Annotated in this window: 9 protein-coding genes; 4 read left to right on the forward strand and 5 right to left on the reverse strand. The window is 41.5% G+C overall.

Annotated elements, in window-relative coordinates; genetic code table 11:
- Positions 1-718 precede the first annotated feature (718 nt).
- A complete protein-coding gene (locus tag EWV60_RS06660; protein WP_287231632.1) occupies positions 719-3145 on the reverse strand; it encodes a dynamin family protein in 2427 nt (808 codons plus the stop codon).
- 343 nt (positions 3146-3488) lie between these two features.
- Here EWV60_RS06660 and EWV60_RS06665 point away from each other — a divergent pair, with 343 nt between their 5' ends.
- Positions 3489-5129: a DUF655 domain-containing protein gene (locus EWV60_RS06665; RefSeq protein WP_287231636.1), complete on the forward strand. Its 1641-nt coding sequence runs from the start codon at positions 3489-3491 to the stop codon at positions 5127-5129.
- Between the two features lie 40 nt (positions 5130-5169).
- On the opposite strand, the gene EWV60_RS06670 is transcribed toward EWV60_RS06665, so the two are convergent.
- The 3 genes from EWV60_RS06670 to EWV60_RS06680 form a co-directional block, all read right to left on the reverse strand.
- Positions 5170-5481, reverse strand: a complete 312-nt coding sequence (locus EWV60_RS06670) for an MgPME-cyclase complex family protein (RefSeq protein ID WP_002771843.1) — start codon at positions 5479-5481, stop codon at positions 5170-5172.
- A 67-nt stretch (positions 5482-5548) separates the two neighbouring features.
- Positions 5549-6271, reverse strand: a complete 723-nt coding sequence (locus tag EWV60_RS06675; RefSeq protein ID WP_287231637.1) for a pyridoxine 5'-phosphate synthase — start codon at positions 6269-6271, stop codon at positions 5549-5551.
- Positions 6272-6330: 59 nt separating this feature from the next.
- Positions 6331-6675 carry a YbaB/EbfC family nucleoid-associated protein gene (locus EWV60_RS06680; protein ID WP_002733791.1) on the reverse strand — a complete coding sequence of 115 codons (345 nt, stop codon included), beginning with the start codon at positions 6673-6675 and terminating at the stop codon, positions 6331-6333.
- A 163-nt stretch (positions 6676-6838) separates the two neighbouring features.
- Here EWV60_RS06680 and EWV60_RS06685 point away from each other — a divergent pair, with 163 nt between their 5' ends.
- Positions 6839-8131, forward strand: a complete 1293-nt coding sequence (locus EWV60_RS06685; RefSeq protein WP_353734382.1) for a DUF4377 domain-containing protein — start codon at positions 6839-6841, stop codon at positions 8129-8131.
- Between the two features lie 414 nt (positions 8132-8545).
- On the opposite strand, the gene EWV60_RS06690 is transcribed toward EWV60_RS06685, so the two are convergent.
- Positions 8546-9322 carry a slr1353 family protein gene (locus EWV60_RS06690; RefSeq protein ID WP_287231634.1) on the reverse strand — a complete coding sequence of 259 codons (777 nt, stop codon included), beginning with the start codon at positions 9320-9322 and terminating at the stop codon, positions 8546-8548.
- 422 nt (positions 9323-9744) lie between these two features.
- Between EWV60_RS06690 and EWV60_RS06695 the strand changes: the two genes are divergently transcribed.
- A complete protein-coding gene (locus EWV60_RS06695) occupies positions 9745-11997 on the forward strand; it encodes a ribonuclease R family protein (protein WP_287231635.1) in 2253 nt (750 codons plus the stop codon).
- A 2-nt stretch (positions 11998-11999) separates the two neighbouring features.
- The gene (locus EWV60_RS06700; RefSeq protein WP_002734632.1) at positions 12000-12782 is read left to right on the forward strand and encodes a DUF3153 domain-containing protein; all 783 of its coding nucleotides are present in this window, start codon (positions 12000-12002) and stop codon (positions 12780-12782) included.
- Positions 12783-13316 lie beyond the last annotated feature (534 nt).

Genomic DNA, 13316 nt, shown 5'->3' on the forward strand with positions numbered 1-13316 from the left:
GTGATGCAAGGGTTTTAAGAGATTCTAGCAGATTTAAGTGCATTTGGGAAGCTCTCAATCAAGCTAAAAGCCCTTTCCTGTAAGGTTTTTAGATTTATTCAGCAAACCCTAATTAGGGTCTGCTGAAAAAGTACGGGCGAAGCATTCGGATAGAAAATCTCCGGTTTCACCGATAGGTTATTGCCCGAATGCTTCGCCCCTACGGGACGCGGGCCGATGAAGACGCAAGGTTTTGAAGCACGATTCTCTCAAAATCTGGCACCTGTTTCGCCAGAAAAGCCACAAAACCCTTACCTTGCCTACATTTCACATTTATTGATCAAACCCTAATTAAGGGTAATGATCAAAACTGCCTAACCGCACATTCTTCTACCGGATACAAAGGACGACATAATTCAGTTATACTGTTAACATGACCAGCCAGATTACTGCCTAGAATCGGGATTGATTATGGCTCTTCGGTTTGTGTTATGCAATGGACGGGGGTTATAAGGGATGGAACCCTTATATAGAAAGTCATTTAGCGATTTTTGTCAATTGTTTTTTATCTAGAGCGAACTAATCAATTAAGTCTCTTGCCAGATAAGGATTTAGTCGATCTATGCCCCCCTATCGAACCATAACAAGTAACGAAGAGCCAGTATAACTTACATTTTTTACTCAAAGACAACGCCAATTCACACTGGAATTGGTGCTTCATGCCGATAATTTCCCCATATTAATTGCTGGAGTGATTAACAACTTCAGGGGCAATCTCTAATTCTTGTTCACCAATGACAGGTAAATGATTTTTCTGTAAACCCATAGCAGTTAAACAAGTATTGAGAGAATTTATTGCTTGGTTATAATTCTCAATTTTTTGGTTAATTTCTTCCTGTTTGTGGGCATTATTCGCAATTTTTTCTGCCGCTTCCTGTTCTAAGGTTTGTTCTAGATAAGAACGAGCTTGATTGAACTGTTGTAGAATAGTATCGGCTTGTTTTTTTGCCATTGGTATCAATTGATTTTTCAGAGTATTATTAATAGTTTGACGGAAGTTTTTCTGAATTGTCGCTGATACTTTTGGCTCAAAATCTAACTTAAGTAATTGACGAATAGCAGGTTCAGCATCAAGAATACTTTCACAGTCATAACCTTGGGCAGTTTGTTGGACAGTTTGCCGAAATTGAAAGATAGAAAAAGTGCCTTCGTTGTAAAAATTGTGATTTTCTCTTACATAGCGATCGCACTCTGTTCTCGCTTCGGAAACTAAGGCATGAATTAACTGATCTTCTAGCTGTTTTAGCTGATTTTCTATGCCACTATCGTTACCCAATAAACGATAAATTTGCCGATAATAATCACCTTGCCTTACCGCATCTAAAAGACGCTGACAAAAGCGACTAATTAAACTTGTTGACTCCTCAATCAACACATCTTCTAGCTGGTTAGACAGATAATAAAAAGCTTCTACCAATACTGCTAATAAAGGTGCTGTAGCATTGCGGGGATGGGTTAAAGTCGCTTGTGAGTAAGCATTTTTGACAGAAAAAGTATTTAATAACTCATCCAATCTTGATACCATTCTCGCTTTCAGTTTCTTAAAGTCTTCCTCAAAGTTTTCATCGCTATTAACCACGATAGCATTGACATAACCATCGATATGTTTAGTTAATTTCTCTCCCACTTCTTTTAACTCTTGATTGAGGTGATTTAACTCCAGAGCTTTCATCGCCTCAATTTCTCGTGGTTGACTTTCTAAATCACGATAAATCCCTTGATAATGATTTTTCAGAGTAATGCAGAGAGATTGTAAATCATCGGCTAAATTAGCAAACAATTGCGGACGTTTTTCTTCGGTGAGATAACGAGTAATTGCCGTGCGAAATTCTGCGATACCGCTATCAGCAATTAACTGCTCTAGTAAAGGAGTTCCCCACTCACTTAAAACTCGGAAATAATTTTTATTGGGAGTTTCATAACCGTGGATGGAAACTTTAAAGGGAGTTGCCAGTAATTTACCGGAGTTGGCACAATAGTTATTAAACTCGCTGACAAATTGCGGTGTTTCTTCTTGTCCTCCTAAATTTTTGACACTTTCGGCAAAGATAGAATCTAAACCATAACGCTGATTAATATTGGTTTGATTTTTCACCTGATACCCATAAAATCCTAAAAGTCCGCTGGTTTTGTAGAGGCGGGAAGTATCACGAAATTGCGTTTGAATCAGGTTTTCTAAACGTTGTTTTAGTTGGGCTGCGTACCAGGTTTCATCAATGCGGTTAAAAACATAAAAAACTCGATCACGAATACCAGCATTAGAGCGAATTTTTTCGAGTAATTCCGTTTCTTCTGTGGCTAATTCTCCCGCAGAAGCAGCCTTTAAAACACAAACCACTGCCGAAGTATCAGGATGCTCTATTTTACGATAGGCTAAGGCGGCATCTTTTTTGACTGGGGCATCAATACCGGGCAAATCTACCAAAACGTTACCATCTTTAAGGAGAGGATGATGACAGTAATATTCTAGACGTTTTAAGACGGCACTATTACTACCACGACGGGCAAAACTGGCCGCTTCTGCTAAATTAGAAAAGTGAAATTGTTCCATGGAATAGGTGGCATTATGCAGCGTATGGATTCGCTCACGATTTTGAGTAAATCCTTCAATTAATAATTTTAAACCCTGAGCTTGTTTAGCTCGCTCGGATTTGCCTTCTCCCCCTTCCTGTTCGATAATTTTTTGACAGTATTGGTTTAACTGACTACAGTATTCCGGGGAATTAATGTTACTGGGATTGGTTAATTGCAGATTTTGACAGACGGTATCGACTAAAGTACGAATTTCTACTTCGCTGAGAAAGGTTAAAACCACTCTTTCCTCATCAGCTTCTGCGTACTCAATATAACATTCTGTACCCGTTGCGTGTCCTTCGGCACTATAAAGCAATTCTCGCTCTAAAAGTGCATTGACTAACATTGATTTCCCCGCACTAAAAGCACCAGCGAAAACGATTTCAAATTTGGGAGAAATGGCTTTTTGTAGGGCGATTTCTATCTTGCTGGTATCCTGTTGATTGCGGAGAGAGGATTCGCCTTTTAATAGTTCAATTATACTGTTAACATTACCAGCCAGATTACTGCATTGGGGTAAAAGTTCAGTCATGGTAAAACCCAGATCTAGAAGAACAGTGCTATTGTTTCCCAGATTATAACAAAATTCACTAACTAGATGTCAGATCTTTGGTCGGCGATTTAAGCAATCAAGGACAAAGTCATCGTCTTCAATCTAGAATCAGGATTGATTAAGTAGTTGGACAAAAGTAAAGTTAACTGTGGGGTAAGGAGTCAGTAGTCAGTAAGAATTGCGGCAATTTACATTTCTTAAGATAGACAACAGAATTTATGTCCGACTACTTATAATCAATTTAGTACATACTGATTGCCGAGAACCTCCTTAGGTAAAAATTCTCTCCTGACTCCTCCTCAATCCTAGTACAATGATAATTATGTGGGCAAAAATGGCAATAGATAAATTGAGATTAAAAAAAATTCAGCCGATGAGACAGTTAGGATTTTTGTTAGGAACAGTTTTTCTTTTGGGTGGCTGTCATTCTCTCAATGCTATCCAAAATCGTCCCCAACCCTTGCCCCAAGATCAATATATTCAAGTCTATTTTAATTATAATCAGGCCCAGGGTTCAAATTATACCGATCCCTATCGCCAAATTAATCGTCCAGGGGATAATTTAGAACAGATTATTATTGATAATATTAACTCGGCAAAAAGTTCGATCAATCTAGCGGTGCAAGAGTTACGTTTACCCGCCATCGCTCAAGCTTTAGTTGCTCGTCAGCAGCAGGGAATTAAAGTTAGGGTTATCCTCGAAAATATTTACAATCAACCTATTCATAGTTTAGCCAAAAACCAAGAACAATTAAGCGATCGAGAACAGGAACGTTATCAAAACCTTTTTGATTTAGTTGATCTAAATCGAGATGGTAAATTAAGTGCGGAGGAAATCGCCCAAAGAGATGCAATTACTATCCTCAAAAAAGCTGGTATTCCCCTAATTGATGATAGTGCAGATCGCTCAAAAGGTAGTGGTTTAATGCACCATAAATTCATGGTTATTGATCATCACACTACTTTAATCAGTTCAGCTAACTATACCTTAAGTGATATTCATGGAGACTTTTCTAATCCCCAAACTGTCGGGAATGCCAATCACTTATTAGTAATTACTAATCCCCCACTAGCTAGAGTTTTTCAAAAAGAATTTAATCTGATGTGGGGAAGGGAAGATCGTCCTAGATTTGGGTTAGATAAACCCCAGAGAAAACCACAAACAATTACTATCGGTAATAGTAGTCTGACGGTAAAATTTTCCCCCGATTCTACCGCTTATCCTTGGGCAATTACTAGCAATGGTCTCATTGGTGAAACTTTAAATAAAGCTAAAAAATCCGTGGATTTAGCCCTGTTTGTCCTTACGGAACAGCCTTTAGCTAATATTCTCGATCAACGACATCAAAAAGGGATAGAAATTAAAGCTTTAATTGATCCTAGTTTTGCCTTCCGATACTATAGCGAAGGATTAGATTTATTAGGAGTTGCTCTCAGTAATAAATGTCGTTATGAACCAGATAATCAGCCTTGGCAAAACCCAATTAATACCCTAGGAGTTCCCGCTCTAGCGGCGGGAGATAAGTTACACCATAAATTCGGTTTAATCGATGATAAAATTGTGATCACTGGTTCTCATAATTGGTCAGCAGCTGCTAACCACCAAAACGATGAAGCTTTAGTTATTATCAATAATCCCACCGTTGCCGCTCATTTTGATCGAGAATTTCAATATCTTTACCGTACCGCTAAATTAGGACTGCCGGAAACTATTAAAAATCGGATCGAACGGGATAGAAAAAACTGCCCCCAATCCGTAACAGTTAAAAGCGATCGCTTAATTAATTTAAACACCGCCACAAAAGAGGAACTAGATACTTTACCCGGTATCAGTGGCAAATTAGCCGAAAAAATTATCGCAGCCCGGCAAGAAAAACCCTTTACTTCCCTAGAAGATTTGGATCGAGTATCGGGAATCGGTAAGGGAAAAATTAACAAGCTGCAAGGCAAAGTTAGCTGGTGATGATTGTCTCGTCTGTATTTTTGGCCCCAGTCCAAAAGGGTTATTTTAACGGTTCGGGAATAGTATCGGAAGGAGCCTCAAACTGTCCCGTAATAACGTATTCTAGACGCAATTTTAGCCAGGTAATAAACTGTTGGTTGAGAGAAACAATTGCCGCTGCTGGTTGGGGAGTTTTCTTTTTGATATCGGCAAAAGCGGGGGTATCTAAAAAAGCTGGATTGGCAATTAACCAAAAATCAATTTCTTGACCTTTTTCTTGATAATTCCTGATTCTTTCCTTCAAAACTTCCTTTTTGATCGCTTCTTCTTCTAAAAACTTTTGACTGGCTACCAAATAATAATAAGTTGTCATCATCTTTCCTTTAATTTTTCAGTGTAATTGTTCCCTAGTCGGGAGATTAGCTGATAGCTGATAGCCTTTACAATTGCCCACGCATAGCCAATTTCATTTCCCTAACAGCCCGTTCCAACCCGACTAAAACCGCACGACTGATAATTGTGTGACCAATGTTCAATTCTTCCATATTGGGCAAACAGGCGACGGCATAAACATTCCAATAGGTCAAACCGTGACCAGCATTCACCCGCAAACCCAGAGAGGAAGCGTATTCACAACCTTCTTTAAGAATTGTTAATGCCGCTTGACAATCGCTCTCCTGTTGTGCTTCGGCGTATTGACCAGTGTGGAGTTCGATAAATTTCGCCCCCGTGTTAGCGGCCGCTTGAATTTGGGCAAAATCGGCATCAATAAACCAACTAACGGGGATATTAGCTCCTTGTAGGCGCTCGACAACCCGACAAAAACGGTTAAAATTGCCCAGCATATCGATCCCCCCTTCCGTGGTCACTTCCTCGCGCTTTTCGGGGACAAGGGTGACATAATCGGGTTTAAGATCGAGAGCAATGGCGATCATTTCCTCCGTCGGGGCCATTTCCAGATTCAGATGAGTCCGCACCGTTTGCCGGAGGAGCCGCACATCGCGATCCTGGATATGACGACGATCCTCGCGCAAGTGAACGGTAATGCCATCAGCACCGCCGATTTCAGCCAAAACTGCCGCCGCCACGGGATCCGGTTCCACGGTACGACGCGCTTGGCGAATTGTGGCCACATGGTCGATATTGACACCCAAAGTCAGCAAAGTTGAACCTCCTTGTTTGTTAGTCCAACTTTCCATCTTACCATTGCGGTCAAAAGCGATTACATACTGGAGATATTTAAACCCATGGTCAGTTCTTCCATTTTGCTGCGCATCGTTTCCGTGGAGGCATCATAGGCGGCTTTCATGGCTTCTAGAATAGACCCAGCCACAATCTCCAGATCTTGGGAGAGGAGAGAAGGGTCGATTTCAATCCCCCGGGGTTCTTGGTTGCCACTGAGATAGACTGTCACCAAGCCATTTTCACTCTGGCCAGGAATTTCCATAGTTTCCAGTTCTTCTTGCAGAACTTTGGCCCCTTGTTGCACCTGTTGCGCTTTTTGGAAAGCGTCTTGTAGTTCTTTAATCTTACCGAGACCGAATCCGAATCCTTGTCCTTGTGCCATGATGTTTTTTTTGTTTAAGGGGTCACTCAAGGTTTTTATTGTACTGCTTAAGGTGAACTGGGGTCAACTTTTGGCCATTGGAGGACGATCAAAGCTCTGCAATCGGGGGACGACCATCGGCTTTTGCCTCTGATAGAATCAAGGCAAGGGAAGGAGTCAAGGAATGGGGAAAAGTCTTTTTCTACCCTTCATCCCGGGCCGCTGGGCAACCGCCCCACGCCATAATAGAATTGTTGCTTTGACGAGGAGAATAGCAATTTTGAACGCCAAAAAAACGGGAATTTTCTTGACAATTGCCCTAAGTTGTGCTTTAGCGGGGAAAGCGGCGATCGCTAATATTTCCCCTTTGGAGGGGACTCGATGGAAACTAAGGGGGTGGACAGCCGGAAGTTTGGTGAAAGAAACGGAAATTACTGCCGCTTTCCAGAAAAATATCCTCAGTGGTTCGGCCGGATGCAACCAGTATAATACTGGCTATCAAGTCAATAATGACACGCTTCAGATCAATCAAGCGATCGCTACTACCAAAAAAGCTTGTCCGGAACCGCAGATGAAACAAGAAAATCAATATCTTGCTGCCTTGCAAGGAGTGGAACAATTCCAAGTGACAGCTAAAGGCGATTTACAATTATTTTATCGTACTCCCGAAGGTTTAGGAATACTCACTTTTACCCCCGCACCAACCATCACGCGCACGGAAAAGACCATTTATATCCATTCTCGGAAACAACCCTGTGGCCAAGGCACAACCAAAGACTGTTTACAGATGCGAGAAAAACCCGAGGAAAACTGGAGATTGTTCCCTAATAGTATCGAGGGATTTGATTATAAACCAGGATTTTTCTATCAAATTAAAGTTAGCGTTGAAACCGTCTCCAATCCAGCTACTAATCAAAATTCCGAAACATGGAAGCTATTAGAAGTTATTAGCCAAACCCCAGAAAAAGAGACTCCGCGAGCTTGGTTTGATCGACCGTTAACTAATTGGAATAAAGCCAAGTCCCCTATCCCCAAATCTCCCGTTAAAACCGTGATCGATAACCAGTGTCGTGAACAGGTTCGTCCGGCAATTACTGCCAATGATCAAGCACTTAATAAAGCAGGATGGTTACTCTACGGGGCCGTGCAAACCTATGGCAAAACTAGCGTTATTTCGGCCATGAGTGGAGTGGATGGAATGTGCCGACCAATGGGTTATCAAGACTTTGTTTTTGTCGATGGTAAATTCGCTGGCACTCTTTCCCCGCGACCGATGGATTCCCGCACTGATGGAGCATCTCAGAGAATTGTTTTACAAAATAGCGATCGAATTATTGTGGTTTTTAATCGCTATAAAGATACGGATCCTCTCTGTTGTCCTTCCCAATTAAGTCGCGTTGTTTATCAAATTGAAACAGTCAGCGGATTGCCAGTTGTTGTTCCCAAAGAAGCGGAAACAGAAGCAGTAAGAAATTAATTCAGTTATCAGTTATCAGTTATCAGTTATCAGTTATCAGTGAGATAGGGAGATAGGGAGATAGGGAGATAGGGAGAAAAAGACTGGCAGCTAAGTGGGTGGGTGGAATTAAATATAAGATGAACGTAGGTTGGGTTGAAGCATGAAACCCAACGCCCGATTATGTTACGCTACCGCTAACCCATCCTACAAATAATTGTGCCTCCCTATTTTTATTATATCTCCCGCAAAATTGAGTTTTTAATCGCAGACTTGCTCTTAAAGTCCTTAATTTAAGGACTTTTTCAGAAAAAGATCGCTTTTCTACTGCCAGAAAATAATCTATTTCTTTCCGCTTCTCCTGACTCGGAGAATACTGGCTTGGAGACTCCTCACTTAACGGAAGATTTTTAATTTATGCAGCAGGTTTAGTGATTAGGCACTGATACTAGATAAGTAGTTATAGAATTCTAATAACTCCTCGTTAGTTAGCAGTAAACGGGACTTTTTGCCATAGGTAGAAATCAGGTATTCTCGACCTTTTTCTGTAGTCCAAGCTAATCGTTTCATCTCCACATCAATTTTAGTTTTAAGCACTGAATAATCGATTTCTTCGGGAATAACAACAACTGGTTCCGGTGCCGGGGGTTCTTCTTCAGTTAAACTCGCTTCTTCTGGCAATTCTGATAATAAGGAGTAATTATCGGGTTCCATTTCTAATAATAAAGGCTCTGGTTCCGGTAAGGGAATATCCTGAACTTGGGGTAATTCCAGTTCAATTTTAGCCGGGGGAATATCCTGAACTTGGGGTAATTCCGGTTCAATTTTAGCCGGGGGAATATCCTGAACTTGGGGTAATTCCGGTTCAATTTTAGCTTCAGGACGAGGTATTTCAGTGACTTTAGCCGTTTTAGTCGATTTTTTGGTACTAGGGACGGTTTTAGGTAAATCGGACGGTAGAGAAATATTATTGGGGCTGACTTTTTCCACAAGCTGGAGATCGGGGGTGTTTTCAGCCTCTAAAAGCAGTAAAGCTCGTTCTCTGGCTCTATCTTCGGCGATTTCCACCGTATCTGCCGCTGCTAAACCTGTAACGACCGTTTTTCCCTCAATTTCGATGATCGCTCTCACAATATACTTGCCGTGATCGATTTGAACTAACTCGCTAATCAGGGCAACTTGGGGGTAACGTTGGCGTAACTTTTGCAACATGGTGACTTTTTCGAGTTCTTTTGTACTTATACTAAAACACTCTATCGTAATTATGGAAAAATGTAGCAAGTTCTTGCTAGGATTAAAGATTAGATAAAATTTTCAGTCCTAGGATTAGCCTTGCCCATAGTAACAAGATTCTACTAGGCTGAAGCTTCTGCCAGCAAGATGAGCGATCGCCAAAAGGTTTGCCAGTGTTCGCTATTGGCTTATACTAACGAAGGCTTCGATAATTCTCAGGGTAGGTTCGGGTGTTCGATGCTTGCTTAGTTTACCTTCACTGTCACCACCAGCGATCGCAATTAGCCCGATAGAGATAATCTCTCGAGTCAATGGTTTAAATCAATCCTCTCATTATATAAGTATTTAAACTTAATTGTCCACCATTCCGTCAGTGTCTTGTAAGTAAGGATTATTGTTAGATGGACTTCTCGATCGCCACACTCCTCTCTCATCTTAGTGATGATAAATTAGCTACGGGTAAACTTCTCGAAAAAAAATTAGGCTGCGAAGACGATCCCGAAAGCTGCGAAAAATTGCAAGTGATTCTCGATGCTTTGGAACGTCTGGGAATGGTTGTCAAAGAACGGGGGCGCTATCGTCGTGTGATCGAGGAAAATATCGTAGAAGCAAAGCTGCGCTGTTCCAGTAAAGAATTTTGCTTTGCTATCCAAGATATCGAAGATGCTGATGACATCTACGTCTCGAAAAATCATCTCAGTAACGCTTGGAATGGCGATCGAGTTTTAGTCAAAATCATCCGCGAGGGAACCCGTCGTCGTTCCCCAGAAGGAGAGGTGAGATTAATTCTCGAACGAGCTAATCCTTCGCTTCTAGCGCAAGTAAAACAGGAAAATGAGCAGTTTGTGGCGGTTCCCCTCGATGATCGTCTGAAATTTACCCTTAATCTCCTCGAAAATGGTCAAAATCTCCTAGAAAACATCGATCACCTCGTTCATGTTTCCGTCCTCCGTTATCCCCTAGGGGAAATGCCTCCCATCGGTAAAGTTACTCGCGTTCTCGGTTCCACGGCCGAGGCCGCTGCCGACACGGATATCGTCTCCTGTAAACACGATCTACCCCATAATTTTCCGCCAGAAGCCCTCGAAATTGCCGATAATTTAGCGGATTTCTTCGATAGTGGCGAAAAAGAACAACTGCGAGATTTAACCCAACTCTTCACCTTTACCATCGAAGATGACACCCCTCTAGATTATCCCCCAATCATTGAAAATGCCTTTTCTTTAGAGAAAATCAACCAAAATCGCTGGCAAGTCGCCATTCATATCAGCGATGTCACCCGTTACATTGAACGGGGCGGATTATTGGATAAAGTTGCCAAAAAACGGGGAACAGCCGTCTATTTAGGCGAAAAAGTGCTGCCATTAGTCCCGGCTGCCCTTGCCAGTCGTTGTTCCCTGTCACCCCAAGAACAGCGCCCCGCTATTTCTATCCTCGTCACCCTCGATGACAAGGGGGAGCTAGTGGAGTACGAAATCACCCGCAGCCTCATCCAAGTGGATCAACATTTTACCTATCAACAGGTGCGCGATCTGCTCAGTGAAGAAGATAGCGAAGCTGCCCCCACCGATACCGTTGAAACCCTGAAAGATTTATTTTTCAGCGTTTGCCCCACCCTAAAATCCCAACGTCTGCAGCGGGGTAGTTTTGATATTCAATTAGACAAAATCTCTCCCTACAAAGACGAAGGACGGGGGGGGACTGTTCTCGCTTCTAATAATTTACCTGCCCGTTCTTTACTGACAGAAGTGGCAATTTTAGCCGGCAAAGTCGTCGCTGAACATTTACAGGCCTTAAAATTGCCCTGTATCTACTGTGGACAATCGGAACCAGATTGGGATGAATTGGAGGATTTACTCAAATTGGCCAATAATTTAGGGGCAGAATTAAATTTAACTGCCGAGGAGGAGATTAAACCCAATGACTATCAAAATCTCACCCGCACTTTTTCCGCTTCCTCATCGGTGAAAGTCCTCAATTATCTCCTGCAAGAAACTCTCAAATTAGTTAGATATAGCAGCCATCCTCTGTCCCATTTTGGTTTGGCCTATCCTAGCAATTATACCCACTGTCTCTCACCCCTACAAAGATATGCGGATCTTTGGGTACAACGGGTGTTAAAACTCCTATTAACCGAGGGGAAAGATCGCCGCAGCAAAATCGTCAAAGTCGGGGTTAATTTGGGCAGTAATAGCTGTCATGGACAGATTCATTGGAATATTCTCCCAAGTCAAATTCAGGAGGATTTGGAAGAAGAAAGCCATCTAATTGTTTCCCATCTCAATGATCGCTCAAAAATTGCTGAAGATGCCGAAAAAGACCTAGAAGGATTGAAAAAAGCCGAGAAAATGAAAGAAAGAATGGGTCAAGTTTTTCGCGGCTTAATTACTGGTGTACAATCCTATGGTTTCTTCGTGGAAATTTCCGATTTATTAGTGGAAGGGTTGGTCCATGTTTCTTCTCTCAAGGATGATTGGTACGAATATCGCGCTCGTCATAGCTGTTTGGTAGGACGGAAAAATCGCGTTGCCTATCGTCTCGGTGATGAGGTAGAAGTGGAGATAAAAGATGTAGACTATTATCGTCAGCAAATCGATCTAGTTACGGTTAGCGGTGGCAGTTCAGCAAGTTATGACGACTTAGAAGAAGATTAATTATGAATCAATTAACCACCGAAAAAATCGGGAAAACCCGCTTTATTCTGCCCTTTTTATGCGGTATTTTTCTCTTTTTAACTGGCTGTGTCCGTTACGATGTGGGCATTAATTTTCCCCACCAACACCACGGGGAAATTATTCAACATATCACCCTCGGACAACGCTTAACCAGTCTCAGTCAAACCGAAGCCACTAAATGGTTAAATAGTATCGAACAGAGGGCAAAATTACTTAAGGGGAAAACCGATCATATTTCCGAACGAGAAATAATTGTCACTATTCCCTTTAGTAATAGTCAGGAATTAGAGGAAAAATTCAATCAATTTTTTGATCCTAGTTCTTCCTTTAAAATTAAAAATTCCGCTAATACTGATGATATAAAGTTACTGCAACTGGATTCAAAACTGGCAGTTACAGAAAAAGATTGGTTCTTTTTGACCCAGAAAAACTTAAAATTAACCGTTGATTTGCGGGCTTTGGGTGTACTTTCCGAACAGGGAAATATTATCATTAGCCCCGGTTCCTTAGTTGATATCGACTTCGCTTTAAAGACTCCCTTAGCTGGTCAAAATATTGAAGATGACTCAGGATTAAATCCCCCAGTAGAACAAGTTGACAATCAGTTAATTTGGCATTTAAAACCGGGAGAAATTAACACCATTGGCGCGGCTTTTTGGGTTCCTAACTATTTGGGTATCGGCACAATAATTATTGTTGTAATAACAGTTTTTGCCTATTACTTGAAATATAAACGCTTGCCTGGTGTATCCCCATCGACTTAAATTGAGAGTAACTATTCAGGCAGCAATTCTAAATTTGCCCTGTAGCAAGGCTTTTGGGAGTTAGTTCGCATAATACGGGGTGAAATTCAATGGGATGGCGAATTTCATTTGACGAGTCTTCGGACTTTTGACGTGATAGTACACCCAAAGTTGCGCCAAAAATCCCCCTTTAAAATGTTCTTTAAATCCCTTAAAAGGCTTGCTGTGTCTAAAACTGAGAATTGCTGCTATTCAGGTCTAGGGGTTGACAAAGAGAGAAAAATCAGCAGTGGGGATAAGAGAGACAACCCTATTCAAGGGGTGATGGACAGAGGCCAAAGCCTGACGCAAGAAAGTGCCAATTCAAAAATGAAAAGCATCAACCTCAAGAGTTGACAAAGAAAGGCTCATCAGTATGCGGCAGCCTAAAAAGATTGTATTGTAAAGTTTTGTAAAAAATATATGCAAATGACTGCAAACAACTGCTAATATGGTTAGTACAAGTTTACATTGCAGTTCACATGAAACTATCAGATTATGCTAAGAAAAAAGGGA

The sequence above is a fragment of the Microcystis sp. Msp_OC_L_20101000_S702 genome (genome assembly GCF_007095705.1).
GTDB lineage: Bacteria > Cyanobacteriota > Cyanobacteriia > Cyanobacteriales > Microcystaceae > Microcystis > Microcystis ichthyoblabe_A.